Raw genomic sequence first — 23162 nt, forward strand, 5'->3', positions numbered from 1 at the left:
GTATGATCAGTTCTGACGAAGAGTTCCATGAGTGGCTGCTTGCTACCTTTCGCGAAGAGGCTGATGAGATCCTCACAGACATTTCCCAGGGTCTCATCAGTCTTGAAAAGGCTGTAATAGAAGATCAGGCTGATCTTATTGAGCAGGTCTTCAGAAAAACCCACAGCCTCAAAGGTGCAGCACGAGCCGTAAACCTCAAAGGAATCGAATCGATCTGTCAGAATATTGAGAATGTATTCTCAGCGCTGAAAAAGGGGGAGATTATATCAGACTCGGATATTTTCGATCTGCTTCAGCGTTCGGTTTCAGCCATGTATGCACTTCTCTCCCCCGGGACCTCGTCAGATCTGATCTCATCAGAGATCGTGTGTGCCCTCCGGGCTGCTGTGGCCGAGAAAAAAACCGGAGAGATCTTTTCACCTGATGGTGCCCCGGATCTGCCCGTAGAGGTTGTCTTCCCTGCAAAAGGAACAGCTGATCAGCGGCTATCTTCTGATCCTCCGGTTTCATCTGTCTACGGGGTTTCCTTTTCATCAGCCCATTACTCTCCTGTATCCAGCACCACTACTTTTCAGGAGCAGGTACCACTGGGTGGGCGCAGCATTCCCGGCCAGATCCAGGGCAGTGATACGGTCAGGATCGCTTCACATAAACTGGACCGTCTGATTGCAGGCTCTGATGATCTGCTGACGACTAGATTGTATATTACTCACCGACTGCGGGAACTGGAAGAGATGATGAGTATATTCTCGCTCTGGAGATGGAACCATTCACAGATCGAAGGTGATCTTCACCAGATCCGTGAGTTCACATACGGAGTACAGAAATCATCGCTGCCTCCTGACATCCTTCTCCCTCTTGAGCGGATCATCGGTTTCATAAAATTTGATCATGAGTTTGTCGTCAATCTCCAGCATGACCTATCCCGCCATATCCGTGCGACCGAGGTGGATAGGTCAGCCCTTGAGGTAAGCACAAGCGAGATCTCTGACCTTATTCATGATGCAGTTCTCCTTCCCATCTCAACAATACTGTCTCCATTTTACAAATTTGTCCGCGATTACTCGCATGAGACAGGAAAACAGGTTGAACTGAAGATCGAAGGAGGCGAGATGGAGATGGATCGTCGTATCCTTGAAGCACTGAAACCCGCCCTGATGCATCTGATCCATAACTGCATTGATCACGGGTTTGCTACACCAGACATCAGGCATGAGAGGGGAAAACCTGATTGCGGTCTCCTCAAGGTGAGGGTCACACCACATTCAGGAAGCAAGGTCAGTATCGAGGTGATTGATGATGGTGCTGGTATAGATCGTGCCATGGTCCGTCAGACAGCGGTTGAGAAAGGGGTCATCACCTCGAGACAGGAACCACATCTGACAGATGAGGAAGCACTCTGGCTCATCTTCAGGTCAGGGCTCTCTACATGTCGTGAAGTCAGTGAACTGTCTGGCAGGGGTCTTGGTCTTGCCATTGTGGATGATGTAGTGAGCAGACTCGGGGGAGAAGTGAGAATCTCGTCTGAACCTTTGAAGGGAACAGCGATCACTATCGTCCTGCCTGTCCGTCTCGCCACCCTTAGGGGTGTTGTGATCAGTGCCGGTGGCCAGACCTATGTGATCCCGCTCCAGCAGGTACGGCAGGTCATCAGAGCAGACCCTACTTCATTTCAGTATCAGGGGATGCGGCTGGTTACCAGAATTGATGGAGAGGCTGTACGGGTTGTCATGCTCACCCAGGCGCTTGGGATTCCTGATCCGGGTCCTCGTCTTACCGGTTCTGCCCCGGTTTCTGTTGTTACACTGGAGTATGGTGGCAGACAGATCGCCTGTGTGGTTGATGAGGTTATCCAGGTTCAGGAGATCGTTGTCAGACCGCTCGGCAACCTCCTTATGCGTGTGAAACGGATCACGGGTGCGGTCATACTTGGAGACGGGAAAGTGGCTATGGTCCTTGATCCTATCGAACTGATTCAGGAGGCTTTCACCTCCGGTCGTCCCGTTCAGCGAAGACAGGAGAGTACCCGGGACGGGAGAAGGATTCTTGTCGTCGAGGATTCAGTGACCTCCCGGGCCCTCATGAAGCGAATTCTGGAGATGGCCGGGTATCTGGTGCATACCGCGTCTGATGGTGTTGATGCGGTCGCAAAACTTAAGGAGTATGAGTTTGATATGGTCGTATCTGATGTCGATATGCCCCGGATGAGCGGGTTCACTCTCACGGAAAAGATCCGGGCTGATGATCGCTATGCCCGCCTTGCTGTGGTACTTGTCACATCTCTTGACTCTGCAGAGGATCGGGAGCATGGGATGGCGGTGGGTGCAGATGCATATCTGGTAAAGAGCAGTTTTGAGAAGAATTCCTTCCTTACGGTCATCGGTGAACTCATTTCAGGGAAGGACCACCCTGGTACCGGATAGATAACATGCAGGAGGGATAGATGAATACGACTGCCACATTACCAAAAAAGATACTGATTGTTGAGGACAACCGGACACAGGCAGAGTATCTCCGGTATATCCTTGCAAAGGAGGGGTATGATATTTCACTGGCGTCAAACGGGGTTGAAGCACTCACTCTGATATCGCAGGAACAACCTGATCTGATCCTCACAGACGTTCTTATGCCTGAGATGGACGGGTACACCCTCTGCACTGCAATAAAAACCAACCCTGTGATTGCGGAGATCCCGGTCATTCTGGTAACTAACCTCTATGATCCGATCGATGTTATCAAGGGTCTCGCTGCAGGCGCTGATAATTTTATCATCAAACCATTTGATCCATCCGGGATTAACAGAAGAATTGTAAGTACATATCTGACCCGAAGGGATACTGATCCCGGGAACTGCTCTCTTCCTCTGGATGTCTCCTTTGCTGGTGAGTCACACCAGATTGCAGCAAACCGCAGGCAGGTCCTGAATATTCTCCTCTCAACATATGAGATAGCGGTAAAGAATTACTCCGAACTGCAGGAGACACATGATCAACTGAATTATCTGAATGAGGAACTCCGAAATACTATCCAGGAACTCCAGAAGTCGAATAATGATCTGATCTTCGAGAATTCAGAGCGGAAGAAGGTAGAGACCGCCCTGGCTGGTGCAAATAACAAACTCCAACTCATGGCAACCATCACCCGCCATGATCTGCTCAACCAGCTGACTTCGCTACAGGGATATCTTGAACTGGCCTATTCTGATCGGGAAGTAAACCCTGAAAATGCCTGGACTTTTGTCAGGAAAGCAATGAAGATCGTCGGCCAGACTGTTGAAACAGTACGGTTTACCGATGAGTACCAACACATAGGAATAAAATCTCCTGTCTGGCAGGATATTCAGGAACTTGTTGAAAACTCCATGCGCCACACCTCGCTGAATCAGATCAGGATGGAGAACACTATTCCCCATGGCATCAGAATCTTTGCTGATCCGCTTATTGAGAAAGTGTTTGCAAATCTGATACATAACTCGGTGAAGTATGGTACAAAAAGCACCCTCATAAGGTTCAGTATTGAAAAACGTGATAACTCGTTCTCCCTCTTTTGCGAGGATGACGGAGTGGGAATTCCTAGCGACGAAAAAGAGAAGATTTTCACATTTCAGTACGGGAAGAACACCGGTCTTGGTCTCTTCCTCTCGCGGGAGATTTTATCCATCACTGGTATCACCATCTCCGAGATCGGGACCCCCGGAGTAGGGGCGCGGTTTGAGATCTGCTGTCCTGTTGAGGTTATAATAATGGACTCAAAGGGCATTGATCCCTCATCTGCCGAAAACATCTCGTCCCCCTCTCCGTGAATATCTCTGAAGAGAACATCCAGAGTCCTCTTCAGTCTCTGTCACTTGATCTTCCCTGTACAGTCAAAGTCTATGTTTCCCTGGTAGGGATCAGTTCTGAGCAGACGTACCCTGACCTTCTGTCCTACATACAGTCCTCTGGATCCCTGTACTACCCTTCCTTCAACAGGAGGGCTGAGTATCCGTACATATGTGCCCTTTTCTGAAGCACCGGTAACAAGCCCTTCAAACAACTGACCGATTTTTCCCTGAAGTAACACAGCAGCTGCTGCTTTCTGCATAAACCGTTCGACCTTCTTTGATCCTTTCTCCCGACCGGTAAGCCATGCAGTCAGTTCCCGTAGTTCCACATTTGTGTATGGGTTCTTCTGATTGTCGAGTACTGACTTGACGATCCGCTGAATGATGAGATCAACATACCGGCGGTTCGGTGCAGTTCCATGGGTATAGTCTGTTACCGCCAATGCGAAATGTCCTATTGGTGGTTCACCCGGAATGAGCGGGACATACTCCCCCGGCCCCATGAGTTTCACTATTGTTAGTGAGAGATCAGGAAACCGTTCTGGGTCTACCTTTCTGCGTTTGATCAGAAATTTTGCAAGTGCCCGTGTGTCAGGTGCTTTGGGCAGTTTTTCCCTGTATTGCGCAGCAGTCATCCGGATTCCCTCCCAATTTTTGGGTGTCCGGACGATACGCTGGATCATCGGCATCGCTGACTTATTAAGAAATGCCACAGTTGTTCCATTCGCTGCCACCATGAACTCCTCGATCAGGCATCTGGCCATGTTCTGATCCTGTACAACCAGATCGAGCACCTCGCCCTGACTTACAACTGCGCTTGCTTCAAGGGTGCCGAGATCGAGTGCTCCCTGTTCACGACGATGCTGCTTGAGTCTCTGGGCTGCTGAGTTCTGCAGCTGGATCTGTTCTTTAAGTCCCGGAACTGATCGAACCGATTCTGGAACGCCTGTTTTTCCCTCAAGCCAGTCGCCAATCTCCTCATAGATGAGTTTAGCTTTATTGGAAACAACAGCACGGTAGATATTGCCTGGCATGAACGTCCCGCCAGGCATGACTGCATACTCGATCACCATGGCAAGATGATCTGGTCCTGGGAGAAGTGAGGAGATACCCTTCGAAAGAGGATCGGGAAGCATCGGAAATGTCTCGATTCCTGTGTACACTGAGGTTCCGTTATGTGATGCATGCCGATCGGTATGAGAATCCTTATGTACAAAATAGTCAACATCGGCAATTGCGATTTTAATGAGGATCTCACCGTTTTTACCGGGCTCACAGTACTCGATCTGATCGAGATCCATGGAGTCGATGTTGTCGATCGATGACCAGAGCAGGGGCCGGAGATCCCGGGTTCCTTGTGGCCAGGGTTCAATACGCTCTTCTGCTATTAACTGGACTTCTGTCAAAGTCGCTTTTGAGAAATATGGTTCAAACCCGTATTTTACCATTGCATCATATGCAATGCTTTTGAGATCTACCTGGGGATTTTTTTGCATGATGTGATAGTTCCTCTATGTGATCAATGAACAGATACGTCCGAACCGATCTATCTTCGTGCAGTTACTTGAGTCGGTCACGGCTCATGATCTCCGTCTTCAGTCTGGTGAACTCTTCCTTTGTAATATGTCCACGTTCATAAATCAGGATCAGGTTGTCCAGTTCCTTCATCCGGTTTTCCAGGATCTGATCACGTTTTGATTTGGCAGGTTGAGATCCGGTTTTCTCCTCATTCTTTTTCTGTGCAAGACTTGGTGTCACGAGCAGGATAAACAGACCTGCTGCAAGAACCATCCATGCGGTGGGAATGTTAAATCCCGCATTCTGCATCATACCAGATACAATGGGATCCTGATTTCCTCCCATTGAGGCTGATAATCCGCCCCCGAGTGCCATCTGCATCACATACCCGATGCGGGTTCCATTGAGGATGTCATACCCGGCTGCAAGTGCTGCAATCCCTCCACTAACATACAGCAGGAAAAATTTTCGTATATATGTGATGTATACAGAAACTCCTGCGAGAAGAAGATAGAGAAATCCGGTGCCGGTTGGTCCATTCAGGTACGTAATCTGTCCCAGAAACGGAACCGCAAAGAACGTGGTCAGTCCTCCTATGAAGAGGCATAGCGATCCTGCATATCCTGCAAGCATGGTAACAGCTTCCAGTGCCGATCCTGCTGCCTCCCCGAGACTCACATCATCTGCCATGGTTTGGTACTCTGAAATTAGGTGACGAGATATATCAATCTGCATGAATCAAACCAATACTATATGTCTGCCAGGGCGTAACCTTGGAGCAGGTTATGCAGTCCATTTATGTTCTCGGCCATCGCCAGCCTGATACCGACAGTATCGCCAGTGCTATTGCGTATGCAAATCTGCTTGCAATGGTCAGAGAAGGATCATATGTTGCAGGCCGCTGCGGTGAGATCAATGCAGAGACCCAGTATGTCCTGAATGAAGCAAGTCTCCCGGCACCGGTACTCGTCGAGAGTGTTGAGCCTGTGGTCGGGGACATTCCTTTCCTCTATCCCCAGCGGGCACCAGATGACATGGCTGCTATTGATGTGGCAGCATTGATGGACGAGCACGATGTCAGGAACATCCCGATTGTTGACGCTGATGAGCATCTGCTTGGTCTGGTTAGTGAGCATGGTCTTGCTCGTGCGTATGTCTCTCCTCATGCCAGCCAGCCACTCCGTGTCGGCCCCATCAGTACCGAGACACTTGCCCGCATTCTTCAGGCCGATATTATCCATAGTGCCCATATGAGCCTCGACGGACAGGTTGCCATCGTGATTGATGCCCTCCACGTATCTCTCTCCCGTCTTGGCTCTGAAGATGTTGCCATCGTCGGTGATAATGAACCAGCCCAACTCGCATTGGTGTCAGCAGGAATCGGGGCGATGATCATCGCTGAAGGTGCTCCTATCGGTGAACGCCTGCATGATGCGGCGAAGTCACGCCAGGTTACACTTCTTAAGACTGATCTTGATGCCTTCAGTGTCGGGAGAATGATTCACCTTTCCCACCCGGCAACTGCTATCATGGGGACAGATGTAGAGATCGTCCACATGGATGACTCTCTCTCTGCTGCAACCCGTGTAGTCACCAATTCACCGTACAGGACTGCGTGTGTGGTTGACGAGGACAATCGTCTGCTTGGTATGATCTCTCGGAACTCCTTTGTTGAAGAGATCCATAAGTCGGTCATATTGGTTGATCACAACGAATTTGCACAGGCCGCAGAGGGCATAGAGGAGGCCGAAGTTCTTGAGATCATCGATCATCACCGGCTTGGAACCATCTCTACGCTACGCCCGATTCAGTTCAGAAATGAACCGGTGGGATCCACATCCACGATCATCACACTCCGGTACATCGAGGAGGGAGTAACTCCTTCGAAAGAGATCGCCACATTGCTACTCGCAGGAATACTTTCAGACACGCTAGTGCTGAAGATGTCAACCACAACTGCCCGTGATCGGGAGGCGGTTGAGTACCTCTCCCGCCTGGCTGCCCGTGACCCCCTTGAATTCGGGAGCACTCTCATTCAGAAAGGGATGGATCTTGATCAGGTTCCCCTTGAAGAATTACTGACCCGGGATGTGAAAGAGTATACTCTCTTCGATAAGGCTGTAATTATCGGGCAGGTTATGACCGCGTCAGATCGGTACCATACTTCTCATGACAGTGAGATCAGAGACACCCTCACAATACTAAAACAGAAGACCAGTGCTGATCTTTATATTGTTCTCTTCACCGATGTGATTGGTCAGATCAGTTATCTATATGGAGCCGGCGATGCGGGAGTTCTCGAACGGATCGGGTATGATCATCAGCCTGTTGAACTATCTGGTGTGATGTCACGAAAAAAGGATTTCTTCCCTGTGTTTGGTCAGAAACTTCGGAATGCTCTCTGACCTAACTCTTTTTGTTCTGCAGTCATTTCATGCCCGTTTGTCTTTATAGTTGAGTGCTGCTCTGATCAATCCGACTGTCATGTCGTCAGAAAAATATGCATGGGTATATGAGCCCATACAGTTCTCGACGAAGATACCATCCCGACCATCCATAATTCCTGTACCCCGGGAAAGGGTTATTGCAAATCTGGCGTCCTGATCCGGGTCAAGCCGGGAGTAGTGGAATTCGTGTCCTCTGATCGGTGTTCCTGCAGGGGCTACCGATGGCCCCCCTATTGATTCGCCGATGGTATATCCGAGAGCCTGGAACCGTTTCTCCATGAATGCTTCTACTGGAAGAACACCAGCCCATCGGGCCGATCCGGCATCTGTGTTCACCCCTCTGCCAAGGTACATGAGCCCGCCACATTCAGCATAGATGGGCATGCCATCTTCTGCAGCGGTACGGATCTGATTCCTGCATGGCCCTGACTCAAGGGCAGGAGCATGCAGTTCGGGATATCCACCGCCGAGATAGATCAGGTCTGCCTCCGGGAGATCATCACTCATCGGGCTGAAAAAGATCAATTCTGCTCCAAACCTCTTCAGCTTGTCCAGATTATCCTGGTAGTAAAAACAGAATGCAGGATCGCTGGCTACCGCGATGTGGACAGATCCGGTATGTACACTCCCGTTGTCTTCGGTTTTTAATAGCGGTGTAGCAGTTCTGGCAATGGTAATTAGTCGTGAAACATCTGCGTGCTCTTCCAGCATGCTGGCAAGGCCTTCCGGGACATGGAGTTCCTCCCCCATCACAAGTCCGAGGTGTCTGCTTCCGATCTCGAGATCCCTTGTGACCGGGATATATCCCAACTGTTCGACACTTTTTCTTGCCTGAAGGATGGTCTTGTGTCGGGGACTTCCGACCATATTCAGGATCACACCAGAGACGATAACATCAGGATCATACCTGCTGAATCCCTCCGCCATGGCGTGCACGCTTCCTGACATTCCCTTCACTGGTATGACCAGGATTACAGGAGCATGGAGAAGACGGGCTATGTGGGCGGTGCTTCCTTCCGTAGTTCCATCAAGCCCGTCAAACATCCCCATCACACCCTCAATGACTGCGATGTCTGCTCCTTTGCAGGTGTTGATGAATGTCTCCCTGACTGTCTGTTCTCCCATCATCACAGGGTCGAGGTTTCGTGAAATGCGGCCGCAGATTCGGGTGTGATGGCTGGGATCAATAAAATCAGGACCAACTTTGAATGGCTGCACAACGAACCCGCGTTTTACAAGCGCAGCCATCAGTCCTCGTGCAATTGTGGTTTTTCCACAGTTGCTGTGGATTCCTGCTATAACAAGCCTGGGAATTGATACTGTTCCGACTTCTTCATTCATCGATATCAGAAGAAGTCTGAAAGGGTGGTCCGTGTTGGATCCATATCTGTCCAGGTCCACCCGATTGGCTCCAGGATTCGTGAGATTGGCTGTTTGATAGTTTTGTCAAGCATGAGTTCCCGATCGACCACGAATTCAGGGGGGACCTGGTCTCCGTACTCAAAGCAGACGACATCAGTCTTTGGATATTTGCCAGTAACAGCCTTGATGTAGAGACGCTTCGGTTTGCTTCCTTTACCGAAGTTCATCCCAAGGTTATCATTTGCGTACTTGGCACCACGGATCTGAGCGTCAGCGATATCGTAATCGGCCAGTCCTTTCCCGATCCCTCCGGGTATTCCTATCTCATCTAACGGGTACTCGCCGGAACGGTATTTTTTGATGACCGCTCCCAGATATTGCTTGATCTCGGGAAGTTCTGCACCTTTCAGGATCCGGTTCATCACCTCTTTCATCACTTCTCTTGTGAGAAGTGGAGAGTCTGATCGCTTTGCTTCAAACCCGACCATGTCGATCTCATCCACATCTTTCCCTTCTTTCCAGATGAGATTTCCTGCGTACCGTTTCTTTTTTCCTCCCTGGAAGAATCTGCGGTATACCTTCTCGAACTTGATTGAGAAGAAGTGATGATCAGCATGAAGTGCAGTTTTGGCAAACTTGTCATAACTTCCGTTTAGTTCCTTCTCGATCTCCCTCGCGATACGGATGGTCTGTTCAAGGTCCCCGGTTGGGAGTTGGACCATACAGGAATCTGTGTCTCCATAGATGACCGAGTATCCTTTACCCTCAATGATCGATCTGGTATGTTCAATGATGGCTCTGCCAACTGAGGTGACTGCAGCACCGATCTCTCTGTCATACAGTCTGAACCGGGAATATCCACTCACCCCGTAGTATGTGTTCATGATCACTTTGATCACGTTCTGCTGCATGTCGTAGAGATGATAATCCTGAGAGCCGAACTCGTACAAATTCCTGGTGTTCTTCTTCTCATCGCGTTCTTTCAGCAGTTCACTGATGATACTTCTTGTCAGTCCGTCAGGCTCTGCTTTGAATCGTATTCCGTTCGGAGCGATAAGTTCTCCATTTGGATCCTTCGTCTCAGGGGAAGCGTTGATGGTCATCATTGCCATCGGGTACAGCGATTTGAGATCAAGGACCACGACATTCTCTTTCAGACCGTGGCTTGGATCAAAAACAGTCGCACCTTCGAACTCATCTCCGGCTGCATATCCTTTTGATGGAAGGACAAACTTGCCAAATGCCTTACGAAGGATGTAAATGTCTATGACATTCGATGAGTTCAGGGTGCGGTCAAGCGGACAGCCGACATACCTGGAGATCTCCTTATAGAACTCAATGATGCTGTTTTTCCTGTTGATCTTGACACAGAGTTCTACATCCTTGTAGTTGTACTCGATGAGCTGGGCAGGACTATCTTTCCAGAATGATGTTGTCATTCCCGGTGAGTAGTGGAATGCCTTTACATCACCTACTTCGCGTTCACCAACTGCATCCAGTCGGTATGAATCGAGTTTTGAACTCTGCATCTTTTTATATGCTGCAAGAAGATCAAACTCAATTCTTCCCCTTATGGTACTCCGTTCAGATGGGCCCTTGAGCCGTGCCAGGATATCAGTCGGGAGGTTGAGTTTTTTGATCCTTCCAAGAATGAAAGGAAGATCGAAATCGATGAAGTTCCATCCGGTCAGTAGATCCGGATTTTTTTCATTGATATAAACTGCAAACCCGGAGAGCAGTTCCTTTTCGGTTGCATATATCAGCACTTCATGGCAGGATCTGTTGAAACACCCGCTCTCCAGCGGGCCTGAAGAATGGATGAGATCTGGTGTTATTGTCAGCGACGGGTTCTGCAGGATGAATGTTTTATAGGTATCATCAAAAGAGTCCCACGCAGTGATACAGATGATTGCATCACGTTCGGGGTCAGGAAGTCCGCCCTTGTCATCCTGACATTCGATGTCAAGTATGCAACTCCGGGTTGGGGCTTTTACATCGTCCGGGATCACCTGTTCGTACGGTACCTGATACTGATCTCTTGGGATTTTTACACCTGCAGTGATTCCCCGGTCGATCATAAAACGGGTAGCAAACGGAATGTCTGCTTCAAAGTGGGTATAATCCGTTCGCACATCCCTGACATCTGTGGGTCGCTGGGTGTACATCCGGCGAACTTCTTCCCGGTGGATTGACCAGTATGGCGTCTCCTCCACTCTGATGACCTGCAATGGCAGCGGTATTTTCGAGAGCTGATCAGCCTTGACATAGAGGTATGGTCTGAACCCGGTGATCATGATCTCACGGGCATTTCCATTGGTCTCCCTTCCGTAGAGATGGATAACCGGACCGTCAGGGCCGTTTGAGTACTCGACCTGATTCACCCCGAGTAGTATTTCGTTGCCTTCATCTGGTTTGCCGGAGGTAAAATCATTAAAGTTCTGGTTTATGGAGGTGTGATTCCTAGTCATATTATCCGGGTTCATCTTTCCTCTCTGCCAAGTCCCTTGCAGAGGCCTGAAACAAATGCTCCTGCTGCCTGTATATGGGCTTGTTCCCATGAGTCGAGGGTCCACTCCTCAATTTTGCAGATGCCTTCCCTCCCAATTACTGCTGGTACACCCAGAGAACAGCCTGTTATGCCGTATTCACCATCCAGAACACAGGAGCAGGGTATACAGATTCTAGCATCAGATAGGATTATCCTGACCAGTTCAGATATGTGCCATGCCGGACCAAACTCGGTTGCTCCCTTTCCTTTGATGATCTCCATGCTTGATCCCCTGAGTGTGTTGAGAATTTCTTCACGTTTCAGTTCAGACACTGAAGTTTCCAGCCTGCTAAAGATCGGAACCTGATGTTCACCATGTTCTCCAAATACGATGCCAGGACCTGCTATCCCTTGCAGCCTGAGTTCGTAGAAGAATCGGCCGGTATCAAGTTGACCACCAAATCCGATAATTCGGTTTTTTGGAATTCCGGTAAGGGTATGTAGATGCCAGGTGATGATATCCATCGGGTTGGTTACCACGATTAGAATTCCTGAAAACCCCTTCAGGTATCGTGCACAACTCTCGGCTGCAGGGAGGTTTGTATGCAGAAGGTCTGCCCGTGTTTTGACAGTGGGGTTTCTTGGCAATCCTGCAGTGCAGATGACAACATCGCAGGTATGCATCTCTTCCGGGTCTGTAGAGATCTCAATCTCCCTTCCGGTATGCAGAATGTCAAGCCTCTGTGCCTCTTGGAGGTCGTGATTCTTGTCAAATATCACCAGCCGGCTGACCAGGCCACGGGCATTGAGAAGGTTTGCTACTCCTCCTCCGATCGTTCCTGCTCCGAAAATGGCGAGGCTTGTCATGCCATACTCTTACGTATGGCGAATACATAACTACCATCATATCGATCTCTCTGATGATGATTCGACTTCAGAGCGGTCCGGTTGAGGTTGGGGGGGTTGCCCTGCGCAACCATCTCATCCTTGCCGCTGGTGTTCTTGGTACCTGTGGCTCATCACTCGCGCGTATGCTCCGCGAAGGAGCGGGGGCAGTGGTCTCCAAGTCCATCGGTCCTGAACCACGCTTCGGCCACGCAGGGCCGTGTCTTGTGGTTCTAGAGGACGGTGTTCTTAATGCAATGGGGCTTCCTAACCCGTCAAGCAAGTTCATAGGGGAACTGGAACTCCTGAAGGACGAGCCTGTTATTGTAAGCATATTTGGCGGGAGTCCTGATGAGTTTGGTGAAGTTGCATCATGGTTTGCTGATTCTGCGGTTGCTTTTGAACTGAACGTCAGTTGCCCCCATGCCTCTGGTTATGGTGCACAGATTGGAACCAATCCGGATCTGGTGAAGGCTTGCACTGCCGCAGTTGCCAGGTTTCACAAACCAGTCTGGGTGAAACTCACTCCTAATGTAACAGATATCACCGCGATTGGAAAGGCAGCAGAAGACGGGGGGGCCGATGCTGTCGTGGCGATAAATACGGTCAAGGCGATGCGTATCTCAACCGAAGTCAGACGCCCGGTACTTGGCAATCGATTCGGCGGACTTTCCGGGAGAGCAATATTCCCCATCGCTGTCAGGTGCGTGTACGAGTTGTACGAGTCATGCAAGATCCCGGTGATCGGGTGCGGTGGCATCTCGTCTTCAGATGATGTGCTTGAGATGATGATGGCTGGTGCATCTGCGGTGGAGATTGGCTCTGCATTACGGGGAAACCCAGGGCTGTTTAGAGAAATTTCTGCAAATCTGTATAGTGAAGATGGTTTATCCCCTGGTGAGATTGTGGGGTGCGCACATGAGTGATAATCTACCGATCATGACAACAGTAACCAGGGTTATTCAGGAGACACCATCTGTCAAAACAATCTTTTTTGAAGAGGAATTTGATGCCAGGCCGGGTCAATTTGTGATGGTCTGGATTCCGAGGGTTGATGAGATCCCGATGGCACTCTCTGCACCTGATGCTCTTACAGTCCAGGAGGTTGGTGATGCAACCCGGGCACTGGGGATGGTAAAGCCCGGTGACCTGATCGGTATACGCGGGCCATTCGGAAATGGATTCTCACCTGAAGGTAGAATTCTGGCTATCGCCGGAGGATTGGGCGCTGCTCCTCTCCTACCTCTTGCAAAACAGCATCTCGGGATAACTTTTCTGCTTGGGGCAAGATCTGCTTCAGATCTTCTCTATACCAATATTTTGGACACATGTTCAGATCTTATGCTCTCTACCGATGATGGGTCAGCAGGGTATCACGGGTATGTGGCAGGTCTTTTGCGCGATATGGATCTCTCATTGTACGATTCAATCTGCGTATGTGGTCCGGAACTTATGATGAAATCTGTTCTTGAGATACTTGATGCGAAAGGAATCTCACAAAAAGGACAGTTCAGTCTCCACAGGTACATGAAATGCGGTGTGGGGTTGTGTGGCTCATGCTGTATGGATCCTGATGGATTGTGTGTCTGCAGAGATGGTCCGGTATTCCGGGGTGATATTCTTCTCATGAGTGAACTGGGAAGGTATCACCGGGATGCCAGTGGGAGGAAATGTTAATCTTCTAAATTGTCAGGATGCGTGGATCTTTCTTCTCTTTTCAACTCTTGATGATAATTTGTCATTACTAACCAAATTGTTTAAATAATATCTCTTTCTCAAAAAATCATCCGTATCCTTAGTTATTTCGGCCCTTTCGAATGAGAAACCTTATACGCTCTTTGATACAACAAAAGTACGTAATCCACGATGTGGGATATGGCAGAATCTACACTGCGCTGACACGCTATGTATGCTGGTACTCCTAACATCAACAAACTGCCATATTCTGCATCGTGGTCTTTTTTTCTTTTAATCTCATTCATTCAGATCTCACTGGAGTTTTTTGTCTTTGCTGATTCATTTCACCTTTGGCAGTTTGGATTGCCTAATGCGCTTTCTGGTGAAGTTTAACCAAAAATGAAAATACGAAGTATTTACTCAATCCAAAATTGTTGTTTAACCTGCCTTTGTTCCATTGTTTTGGTAATCCTTATATGTATCCGGGATCCACTATTGTATCCCACGCTCACCACGAACGTGGCATACGGCTCAAACGTTGTTGTTTGGGGGTTAATACCTGCAAAGGTATATAAGCCTTCGAACACAACGTTAGAGGCCGTTTAGATGGGAGCCCGAACTGTGAACAGCGATGTTGCAACGGGTTCGACATAGGAATACTGATGGTGTGGACATCTGTCCGCACCCGCCAATAGTCCGAGCAAGTGTGCGTTGCGAAAAGTAACCAAACAAATTCTGGTTGATCCTGCCAGAGGCCACTGCTATCGGGGTTTGACTAAGCCATGCGAGTCGAGAGGTGCAAGACCTCGGCGAACTGCTCAGTAACACGTGGACAATCTGCCCTGAAGAAGAGAATAATCCCGGGAAACTGGGGGTAATGCTCTATAGTCCGGGCGAACTGGAATGTTCTCCGGATGAAAGATCCGTCGCTTCAGGATGAGTCTGCGGCCGATTAGGTAGTTGTTGGGGTAAAAGCCCAACAAGCCTGTAATCGGTACGGGTTGTGGGAGCAAGAGCCCGGAGATGGATTCTGAGACACGAATCCAGGCCCTACGGGGCGCAGCAGGCGCGAAAACTTTACAATGCGGGCAACCGTGATAAGGAAACCCCGAGTGCCACCACAGGGTGGCTGTCCACCAGTGTAAACAACTGGTGAAGAAAGGGCCGGGCAAGACCGGTGCCAGCCGCCGCGGTAATACCGGCGGCTCGAGTGGTGGCCGCTTTTACTGGGCTTAAAGGGTCCGTAGCTGGATCTGTGTGTCCCTTGAGAAATCCATCGGCTTAACTGATGGGCGTTCAGGGGAAACTGCAGTTCTAGGGACCGGGAGAGGTGAGAGGTACTGCCGGGGTAGGAGTGAAATCCTGTAATCCCGGTGGGACGACCTATGGCGAAGGCATCTCACCAGAACGGCTCCGACAGTGAGGGACGAAAGCTGGGGGAGCAAACCGGATTAGATACCCGGGTAGTCCCAGCTGTAAACGATGCGCATTAGGTGTGTCAGTGACCACGTGTCACTGAGGTGCCGAAGGGAAACCGTGAAATGCGCCGCCTGGGGAGTACGGTCGCAAGGCTGAAACTTAAAGGAATTGGCGGGGGAGCACCACAACGGGTGGAGCCTGCGGTTTAATCGGACTCAACGCCGGAAATCTCACCGGATAAGACAGCTGAATGATAGTCGGGATGAAGACTCTACTTGACTAGCTGAGAGGAGGTGCATGGCCGTCGTCAGTTCGTACTGTGAAGCATCCTGTTTAGTCAGGCAACGAGCGAGACCCACGCCAACAATTGCCAGCTTGACCTTCGGGTCGATGGGGACATCGTTGGGACCGCCTCTGCTAAAGGGGAGGAAGGAATGGGCAACGGTAGGTCAGCATGCCCCGAATTATCCGGGCTACACGCGGGCTACAATGGTTGGGACAATGGGTTCCGACACCGAAAGGTGAAGGCAATCTCCTAAACCCAGTCTAAGTTCGGATTGCGGGTTGTAACTCACCCGCATGAAGCTGGAATCCGTAGTAATCGCGTTTCACCATAGCGCGGTGAATATGTCCCTGCTCCTTGCACACACCGCCCGTCAAACCACCCGAGTGAGGTCTTGATGAGGCGACGCCAAATGGCGCTGTCGAATCTGGGTTTCGCAAGGGGGGTTAAGTCGTAACAAGGTAGCCGTAGGGGAATCTGCGGCTGGATCACCTCCTAACGATTTATAAGCGGTATTATTGCAACGGGTGCCGGACAGACCATAAAACCATCAGTATTCCAAATAAAATGGTGGGCTCGTAGCTCAGTTGGAAGAGCGCGGCGTTTGCAACGCCGAGGCCTGGGGTTCAAATCCCCACGGGTCCACTGCCAGTGCACCAGGTGATGCAAATCGCCGGGGAAGGGCTTGAGACCCCGTGAAATCGGGGCGATGATAGGCCGTGTATAGGAATTGCTGCGTTTAGGACGTTAAATGGGTTTGACGGAACTGGACGAGCTTTATACCTGTCAGTGGATGGCTCGGTTTGGGAGCCGACGAAGGGCGTGCCAAGCTGCGATAAGCCCCGGGTAGGCGCATGGAGCCTATGAACCGGGGATTCCCTAATGGGCCATCCTGATACGTTACGTATCAATCCTGTATAGGATGGGGAACGCCCCGAATTGAAACATCTTAGTAGGGGCAGGAGAAGAAACCAAACGGGATGTCGTTATTAGAGGCGATCGAAAGCGACAGAGTTCAAACTGAATCCTTCGGGAGATGTGGTGTTGATAGGCCCGCCGTATGGGACATATTTCCAGAACAGAAGTTGTCTGGAACGGCATACTACAGAGGGTGACAGTCCCGTATGTGTATGGAAATGTGCTCTGGCGGAGTCCTGAGTAACGTGGGTCGGAATTCCCGCGTGAATCTGGGGGTCACTAACCTCCAAAACTAAATACTCCCCAAAACCGATAGCGTAATAGTAGCGTGAGCGAAAGCTGAAAAGCAACCCTAGAAAGGTGTTGAAAAGTGCCTGAAACTGACAGGTGATAGCGTGTTATGGCGCGAAAGGATCTTTCAAGCGAAGGAATCCGCAGTGATGCGGTAGTACGGGTTTGAATGCCGGTGTCATAACGTACGTTTTGAAGAACGGGCCAAAGAGTTTATTCTGCTGGCGAAGGTTAATTCTTAAAAGGAAGGAACCGAAGGGAAACCAACAAGTCCGTAGCCGTAAGGTGTGGGACGGCGTATTAATAATGCGCGGAGTCAACAGGATAAGACCCGAAGCCTGGCGATCTATGCGTGGGCAGATTGAAGCGTGCCGAAAGGTGCGTGGAGGATCGCAAGCGGTTTTGATATGCAAATCATTCGCGTGACCTGCGTATAGGAGTGAAAGATTAATCGAGCCAGGCATCCGCTGGTTCCTCTCGAAACATGCCGTAGCATGACCTGACCGGAGATCGACAGTGAGGTAGAGCACTGATTGGGGAAGTGGGTGACGAAAGTCGTCCCTCTCCTGTCAAACTCCAAATTCCCTGTCATCTAAGATGGTCGGAAGTCCGCATTACGGGGTAAGCTTGTAATGCGTAAGGGAGACAACCCAGACCGTGGTTAATGTCCCTCAGTGCAGGCTCAGTGTAAACACTGAAAGTGGTCCTGGGTCAAAGACAACTGGAAGGTGAGCTTAGAAGCAGCTACCCTTTAAAAAGTGCGTAACAGCTTACCAGTCAAGATTCAGGGCGCTGAAAATGGACGGGGCTTAAGCCTGCCACAGATACCACGGACCATACGTAAGTATGATGGCGTAGAGAGGCGTTCTGCATGGGCGGAAGCAGGGTCGTAAGGTCCTGTGGACCGTGTAGAAATGAAAATTTTGGCAGTAGTAGAAGCTTAAGTATGGTGAGAATCCATACCGCCGCAGGGGCCAGGTTTCCTCGACAATGTTCGTCAGTCGAGGGTTAGTCGGTCCTAAGTTGCACCGTAACTCGAGTGTAGCGAAAGGGAAACAGGTTAATATTCCTGTACCTGCTCCAGACAATCCTGACGCTTCCGGATATGCTCAGCGGGACTGTCGTCCCGTCTAAGCGGTATATGCGACTCGGAGTACCGTAATGGTGAGAAGGTTGCTAACCCGTTATGGGGTAACAGAGCAAATTCCAGGAGCCCGTGAAAAGGGTGGATGCAGTCCGTACCAAGAACTGACACAGGTGCCCCTCGCTGAGAAGGCGAAGGCGTGTCGGAATTAATCGTGTTAAGGGAACTCGGCAAATTAGCCCTGTAACTTCGGGATAAGGGGTGCCTGCCCAGAGATTGGGCAGGTCGCAGTGACAAGGGCGCTCCGACTGTCTAATAACAACATAGCAGACTGCAACTCCGAAAGGACTAGTATAGTCTGTGATTCCTGCCCAGTGCGAGTATCTGAACACCGGGTTCAACCGGACGAAGGACTCGTAAACGGCGGGGGTAACTATGACCCTCTTAAGGTAGCGTAGTACCTTGTCGCTTAATTGGCGACTTGCATGAATGGAATAACGAGAGCGCTACTGTCCCTAACACGAATCCGTTGAACCTTTTGTACTAGTGCAGAGACTAGTGACTCCTTATGGGAAGTGAAGACCCCGTGGAGCTTTACTGCAGCCTGTCGTTGGATTACGGTATTACCTGCGCAGGGTAGATGGGAGGCGTCGATCCAACTCTTGTGGGAGTTGGTTAGCCAACGATGAGACACCATCCTGGTTTTATTGTAATTCTAACTGAATTGTTTCAGGACATCGATAGGTAGGCAGTTTGGGTGGGGCGCCACACCCTCGAAAAAATATCAAGGGTGCCCTAAGGTCAACTCAAGCGGGTCAGAAACCCGCTGGAGAGTGTCAAGAGCATAAGTTGGCCTGACGCGATTGCGCATAGCAAGCAATCGCGAGAGGAAACTCGGGTCTAACGAACCAATACGCCCTTTTGGTGAGGGCTATTGACTACAGAAAAGCTACCCCGGGGATAACAGAGTCGTCGCCGGCAAGAGCACATATCGACCCGGCGGCTTGCTACCTCGATGTCGGTTCTTTCCATCCTGGCTGTGCAGCAGCAGCCAAGGGTGAGGTTGTTCGCCTATTAAAGGGGATCGTGAGCTGGGTTTAGACCGTCGTGAGACAGGTCGGTTACTATCTATAAGGAGTGTCAGAAGTCTGAAGGGAAGAATGAAATAGTACGAGAGGAACTTTCATTCGGCGCCTCTGGTCGATCGGTTGTCTGACAAGGCACTGCCGAGCAGCTACGCGCCAAGAGATAAAAGCTGAAAGCATCTAAGCTTGAAACTTACCCCAAAAAGAGACTTCAACAAGACCCGGATAGAAGATCCGGTTGATAGGATCGGGATGTACGCACGAAGGCAACGACGTGTTCAGTCCGCGATTACTAACAGTCTTATTCTTCCAGTTCTTCAAACCCAGACGAAATTCTAAACGCAGCATATTCCAATACATAGTCTTGACTAACTCAAGCTAGGCCAAGGTGGCGGAGCGGCCACGCGGTTGACTGCAGATCAACTATACTCCGGTTCAAATCCGGACCTTGGCTCTCAATAGCGGCCAAAGCAGGTGTGTCACACCCGGTCTCTTTCCGAACCCGGAAGTTAAGACACCTCACGTAGAAGCCAGTACTGAGGTACGCGAGTCCTCGGGAGAACCTCTACGCTGCTATTGTTCAAAAAAAACGTAAACTCTATTGTACAGTCTTTGTAACATTCGGTTACAGATGTTGGTTCAGTCCAACAGGGGCTTTCAATAGCGGCCAAAGCAGGTGTGCTACACCCGGTCTCTTTCCGAACCCGGAAGTTAAGACACCTCACGTAAGAGCCAGTACTGAGGTACGCGAGTCCTCGGGAGAACCCTTACGCTGCTATTGTTCTACAAATCGTAAACTCTATTGTACAGTCTTTGTAACATTCGGTTACAGATGTCGGTTCAGTCCGATAGAAAAATATTTTTACTACTCTCTCTGTTTTCGCAGTGAAATCTGTCAAAAAGGTGAACCGTTATCATATATCTGATTAATTAGTGCTCTCACTTACAATATATCCCTCTTTGATCCCAGGTTTAAGGCTGTTAATAGATATTTCATATTGTTTACCCGTTTTAAACATTCCATCAACCATCCCACTTATTGTACTGGTTCCACCCCGAAGCCTTTCACAGGTAGGATCAGCATAACATGTTGTCAAATCAATTGAGGGATCTGATAATACAACTTCAAGTACAAGTTCGTCTCTACCAGTAGTTCCCCCTGAAGTTGGAAGTGATATATATGTGCAGGAATTTTCGTTACATGGTGTCCAGACCAGCTCCTGTGCATCCCGGATAAATTGCGTGCTTAAAACCTGTCGAGAATTTCCGTCCTTGTAATTTTCCCCAAGTTTCATCAGGGAGACATGGTCGATATTCTTTCCATCCGTATCGGTTAATTTGAATATAACAACCTGTGGGATGGGTGTCTCTGCCTGCTCATCTCCGTACACTCCTGTAATCTGAAAGATAATACACCCAATTATTGTGAGAAGAAATGTTATCCTTGTAATCTTCCGGTTAGATCCCATAGGATATGATTCCTCTATAATTCTATAAAAGGAAGGTGCTCATGTATTGTTGTTCCTCCAATGCGATTTTTTAGAGACTCCCTGATGGAAAAATAAAAAAAAAAAGCCCGAATAAACATTTTCTAGGATTATTTTTAAAAAAATCCTTCATTTGACAGTGTCTTAACAATGAACCATACAGTTGAATATTTTACTCGCCGGTTTAGATTAGTTTATTCCTCGTGATGTATACCGATTACTGGTAACGACGTGAATATCTTTGGATATTCTGTTAAGAGATGTAAGTATGAGCAAAAAATCGAATATGTGGATTATTGCACTGGCCTGCATTGTGCTCGGTGTTTTTGTAGCATGTGCTGTTGCTGAAGAAGCCCCTCAAGCACCCCCAGCAGGGGGCGGACCCGGGGGAGATATGAGTGGTCTCCTGAAGAACCTTACAGAAAAGGGTTTCGATGTTTCAGAAATTCAGGCAGCAATGGACAAGGGTGACAAGGATGCGGCAAAGGTCCTTCTTGACAAGTTCTTAGAAGCACACCCTGATGCAAAGCCACAGATGCAACCTATGGATGCTGATCACCTGAAAAAGATTCTCGATGAACTTGCTTCAAAGGGCAGCGATGTATCGCAGATTAAGGCTGCACTAGACAGTGGAGACACTACTAGTGCACAAAAACTCCTTGATGAATTTTTCAAAGCACACCCTGATGCCCGTCCGACTCCTCCAACTGACGGTCAGAAGCCTGCACAGTAAATATCTTCTGATACATCAGAATCTTATTTTTTTATTGTCTGCCCGGATATTGGATACCAGTCTGGGGAGAGCAATCCAATCACCTTTTAATATCCAAATCATAATTGCTCTTCTATGATAGATCCTATGATGATATGGATGTCTGAATATCATCCTACTTGGTTGCAGAAAGTATTAGTTATGATAATACAAGGATACTCTTAGGTTCGTGGGGTTGAATATGTTTTTGCGAAACAAAAATCAGAAAATATCTAGTGGATCGGCAAAATCGATTCAGAAATCTGTTGGGTCATCAAGATTATCTACACATATCCAGTGTTATGTTTTTGGATTCTTATTGATTCTTTTAATTGCAGGTTCTCAATGTTGCCTGGCTATGGCGACAAATGAGACAATTGATGCTGCTGGGAAGGTGACAGTGACTGATGCAGTTATTGAACCTTCAGTTCTGATGACCGGGGACATAGGTCTTCTTACTGTGACAGTGGAAAACACTGGCACAAGTAATGTAATCATCAGCGATGGCCGTCTAATCTCAAAAGAATTAACTGTCCTGAATCCGGAAACCTACCAGAGTACCCGGACAATAGGTGCGGGAACCAAGATGCAGTTCTCGTTCTCAATTGTAGCAAACCAGCCCGAGAACATTTATTATCCTGCGTTTTATCTGAATTATCAGGATGCAGGAAGTCTGCGATATAATATACCTGTCAGGGTTGAAACACCAGAATTAGAACTCTTCGTCTCAGGGATCCCTCAGAACTATGCAAAAGGGGTTAAGAGTTCAATAACCCTGCATGTCGGAAATGCGAAAAGCGTGAACATGACGGGTATATCCATTATCCCTATAGGTGATGGAATCCTGTGTAACCAGACATCATTCTTCATTGGTGATCTCTATCCACACTCAGAAAAATCCGTTCTCTTTGATATTACTCCATCAGATTCTTCCAACCTGAATTTTAATGTTACATACTCATGTGGGATGAACTCACACCAGACTTCATATTCTGTACCAATAACGCTTGGAACTGATAAGCTCGCAGCAGAACCACTGATCAACAACATTGAAGTTGCTACCGAATCCGGTCAGACAACACTATCCGGTGATGTATCAAATGCCGGAATATCTGATGCTTACGGAGTAGTTGTTGCATTGGAGAGTTCTGCCGGAGAAAATGGCAATCCAAATGAAAAATATGCCATTGGTACCATCAGTGCTGGTGACTACGAGAGTTTTGATCTAAAGATCCCATCTGGTTCAAAAATCGTCCCGGTAGTAATCCAGTTTAAGGATGCGTCAGGGAACCAGTTCTCTAAATCTCTCTCACTTGATATGGAGAAGATCTCTGGTGGTACTCAGGGATCTGCTGTTAGTGGAGCAGGAATGCCTGAAGGGGGAGGTCCGCCTGGATCAGGAGGAGCACCCTCTACGACCCAGTCTGGCAGTTCATCAGGTAGCATAAGTAGCGGTTCTTCTTCATCACGTACTGGAGGAGTAAATCCAATGAACCCCTTATCTGGAATGGGTTCGGGCTTGAGCGGTCTTCCGATTATGGAGATCATCTATGGCATTATCATCCTCATAGTTGTCATCGTCATCTGGGTGCTCTGGAAGCGGAAGATGAAAGGGCGGAAAATTTCATTAAATGTAAAATAAAT

Annotated in this window: 13 protein-coding genes, 2 tRNA genes and 4 rRNA genes; 13 read left to right on the forward strand and 6 right to left on the reverse strand. The window is 48.9% G+C overall.

Annotated features, from left to right (window positions below):
- Window positions 1-2 precede the first annotated feature (2 nt).
- Together ACHZA2_RS15220 and ACHZA2_RS15225 are read left to right on the forward strand one after the other, a co-directional pair.
- Entirely contained in the window at window positions 3-2423 is a 2421-nt protein-coding gene (locus ACHZA2_RS15220; protein ID WP_319580409.1) for a response regulator, read from the forward strand.
- Window positions 2424-2443: 20 nt separating this feature from the next.
- Window positions 2444-3802 (forward strand): hybrid sensor histidine kinase/response regulator, encoded by a 1359-nt coding sequence (locus ACHZA2_RS15225; protein WP_319580410.1) that lies wholly within the window; start codon window positions 2444-2446, stop codon window positions 3800-3802.
- Between the two features lie 41 nt (window positions 3803-3843).
- Here ACHZA2_RS15225 and ACHZA2_RS15230 read toward each other — a convergent pair whose 3' ends face one another.
- Together ACHZA2_RS15230 and ACHZA2_RS15235 are read right to left on the reverse strand one after the other, a co-directional pair.
- A complete protein-coding gene (locus ACHZA2_RS15230) occupies window positions 3844-5319 on the reverse strand; it encodes an RNB domain-containing ribonuclease (RefSeq protein ID WP_319580411.1) in 1476 nt (491 codons plus the stop codon).
- A gap of 64 nt (window positions 5320-5383) precedes the next feature.
- Window positions 5384-6031, reverse strand: a complete 648-nt coding sequence (locus ACHZA2_RS15235; protein WP_319580412.1) for an SHOCT domain-containing protein — start codon at window positions 6029-6031, stop codon at window positions 5384-5386.
- 95 nt (window positions 6032-6126) lie between these two features.
- Between ACHZA2_RS15235 and ACHZA2_RS15240 the strand changes: the two genes are divergently transcribed.
- Window positions 6127-7746 carry a putative manganese-dependent inorganic diphosphatase gene (locus tag ACHZA2_RS15240; protein WP_319580413.1) on the forward strand — a complete coding sequence of 540 codons (1620 nt, stop codon included), beginning with the start codon at window positions 6127-6129 and terminating at the stop codon, window positions 7744-7746.
- Between the two features lie 27 nt (window positions 7747-7773).
- Here ACHZA2_RS15240 and ACHZA2_RS15245 read toward each other — a convergent pair whose 3' ends face one another.
- From ACHZA2_RS15245 to ACHZA2_RS15255, 3 genes are read right to left on the reverse strand one after another with little or no spacing between them, the layout of a single operon-like run.
- Window positions 7774-9129 (reverse strand): cobyrinate a,c-diamide synthase, encoded by a 1356-nt coding sequence (locus ACHZA2_RS15245; RefSeq protein ID WP_319580414.1) that lies wholly within the window; start codon window positions 9127-9129, stop codon window positions 7774-7776.
- Between the two features lie 5 nt (window positions 9130-9134).
- A complete protein-coding gene (locus ACHZA2_RS15250) occupies window positions 9135-11618 on the reverse strand; it encodes a DNA-directed DNA polymerase (protein WP_319580415.1) in 2484 nt (827 codons plus the stop codon).
- A gap of 11 nt (window positions 11619-11629) precedes the next feature.
- Window positions 11630-12505, reverse strand: coding sequence for a lactate dehydrogenase (locus tag ACHZA2_RS15255; RefSeq protein ID WP_319580416.1), 876 nt, complete (start codon window positions 12503-12505; stop codon window positions 11630-11632).
- A 56-nt stretch (window positions 12506-12561) separates the two neighbouring features.
- Between ACHZA2_RS15255 and ACHZA2_RS15260 the strand changes: the two genes are divergently transcribed.
- The 8 genes from ACHZA2_RS15260 to rrf (ACHZA2_RS15295) all read left to right on the forward strand — a co-directional run bounded on the left by ACHZA2_RS15260 (window position 12562) and on the right by rrf (ACHZA2_RS15295) (window position 20061).
- On the forward strand, window positions 12562-13449 hold the full coding sequence (locus ACHZA2_RS15260) for a dihydroorotate dehydrogenase (protein WP_319580972.1): 888 nt from the start codon (window positions 12562-12564) through the stop codon (window positions 13447-13449).
- Complete coding sequence (locus ACHZA2_RS15265; protein ID WP_319580417.1) at window positions 13442-14200, forward strand: dihydroorotate dehydrogenase electron transfer subunit; 759 nt, start codon at window positions 13442-13444, stop codon at window positions 14198-14200. The genes ACHZA2_RS15260 and ACHZA2_RS15265 overlap by 8 nt, the downstream gene beginning before the upstream one ends.
- 732 nt (window positions 14201-14932) lie before the next feature.
- Window positions 14933-16399, forward strand: a 16S ribosomal RNA gene (locus ACHZA2_RS15270).
- A 75-nt stretch (window positions 16400-16474) separates the two neighbouring features.
- Window positions 16475-16547: transfer RNA gene (locus tag ACHZA2_RS15275), tRNA-Ala, on the forward strand.
- Between the two features lie 118 nt (window positions 16548-16665).
- A 23S ribosomal RNA gene (locus tag ACHZA2_RS15280) occupies window positions 16666-19596 on the forward strand.
- 66 nt (window positions 19597-19662) lie between these two features.
- A tRNA-Cys gene (locus tag ACHZA2_RS15285) sits at window positions 19663-19734 on the forward strand.
- A gap of 3 nt (window positions 19735-19737) precedes the next feature.
- Window positions 19738-19859 (forward strand): 5S ribosomal RNA (rrf, locus tag ACHZA2_RS15290).
- Between the two features lie 80 nt (window positions 19860-19939).
- A 5S ribosomal RNA gene (rrf, locus tag ACHZA2_RS15295) occupies window positions 19940-20061 on the forward strand.
- The 16S, 23S and 5S rRNA genes sit together here with 2 tRNA genes alongside, the layout of an rRNA operon.
- A 145-nt stretch (window positions 20062-20206) precedes the next feature.
- Here rrf (ACHZA2_RS15295) and ACHZA2_RS15300 read toward each other — a convergent pair.
- Window positions 20207-20749: a hypothetical protein gene (locus ACHZA2_RS15300; RefSeq protein ID WP_319580418.1), complete on the reverse strand. Its 543-nt coding sequence runs from the start codon at window positions 20747-20749 to the stop codon at window positions 20207-20209.
- A gap of 286 nt (window positions 20750-21035) precedes the next feature.
- On the opposite strand from ACHZA2_RS15300, the gene ACHZA2_RS15305 reads away from it, so the two are divergent.
- Window positions 21036-21500: a hypothetical protein gene (locus ACHZA2_RS15305; RefSeq protein WP_319580419.1), complete on the forward strand. Its 465-nt coding sequence runs from the start codon at window positions 21036-21038 to the stop codon at window positions 21498-21500.
- Between the two features lie 376 nt (window positions 21501-21876).
- Window positions 21877-23160 carry a hypothetical protein gene (locus ACHZA2_RS15310; RefSeq protein WP_319580420.1) on the forward strand — a complete coding sequence of 428 codons (1284 nt, stop codon included), beginning with the start codon at window positions 21877-21879 and terminating at the stop codon, window positions 23158-23160.
- The last annotated feature ends 2 nt before the right edge of the window (window positions 23161-23162 follow it).

The sequence above is a fragment of the uncultured Methanospirillum sp. genome, from assembly GCF_963668415.2.
In the GTDB taxonomy this organism is placed as follows: Archaea; Halobacteriota; Methanomicrobia; order Methanomicrobiales; family Methanospirillaceae; genus Methanospirillum.

Coding starts and splice junctions, on each gene's coding strand:
- ACHZA2_RS15265 (WP_319580417.1), top strand. CDS start 13,442: ATGAGTGATAATCTACCGATCATGACAACAGTAACCAGGGTTATTCAG.
- ACHZA2_RS15310 (WP_319580420.1), top strand. CDS start 21,877: ATGGCGACAAATGAGACAATTGATGCTGCTGGGAAGGTGACAGTGACT.
- ACHZA2_RS15220 (WP_319580409.1), top strand. CDS start 3: ATGATCAGTTCTGACGAAGAGTTCCATGAGTGGCTGCTTGCTACCTTT.
- ACHZA2_RS15260 (WP_319580972.1), top strand. CDS start 12,562: ATGATTCGACTTCAGAGCGGTCCGGTTGAGGTTGGGGGGGTTGCCCTG.
- ACHZA2_RS15235 (WP_319580412.1), bottom strand. CDS start 6,031: ATGGCAGATGATGTGAGTCTCGGGGAGGCAGCAGGATCGGCACTGGAA.
- ACHZA2_RS15255 (WP_319580416.1), bottom strand. CDS start 12,505: ATGACAAGCCTCGCCATTTTCGGAGCAGGAACGATCGGAGGAGGAGTA.
- ACHZA2_RS15300 (WP_319580418.1), bottom strand. CDS start 20,749: ATGGGATCTAACCGGAAGATTACAAGGATAACATTTCTTCTCACAATA.
- ACHZA2_RS15305 (WP_319580419.1), top strand. CDS start 21,036: ATGAGCAAAAAATCGAATATGTGGATTATTGCACTGGCCTGCATTGTG.
- ACHZA2_RS15230 (WP_319580411.1), bottom strand. CDS start 5,319: ATGCAAAAAAATCCCCAGGTAGATCTCAAAAGCATTGCATATGATGCA.
- ACHZA2_RS15250 (WP_319580415.1), bottom strand. CDS start 11,618: ATGACTAGGAATCACACCTCCATAAACCAGAACTTTAATGATTTTACC.
- ACHZA2_RS15245 (WP_319580414.1), bottom strand. CDS start 9,129: ATGAATGAAGAAGTCGGAACAGTATCAATTCCCAGGCTTGTTATAGCA.
- ACHZA2_RS15225 (WP_319580410.1), top strand. CDS start 2,444: ATGAATACGACTGCCACATTACCAAAAAAGATACTGATTGTTGAGGAC.
- ACHZA2_RS15240 (WP_319580413.1), top strand. CDS start 6,127: ATGCAGTCCATTTATGTTCTCGGCCATCGCCAGCCTGATACCGACAGT.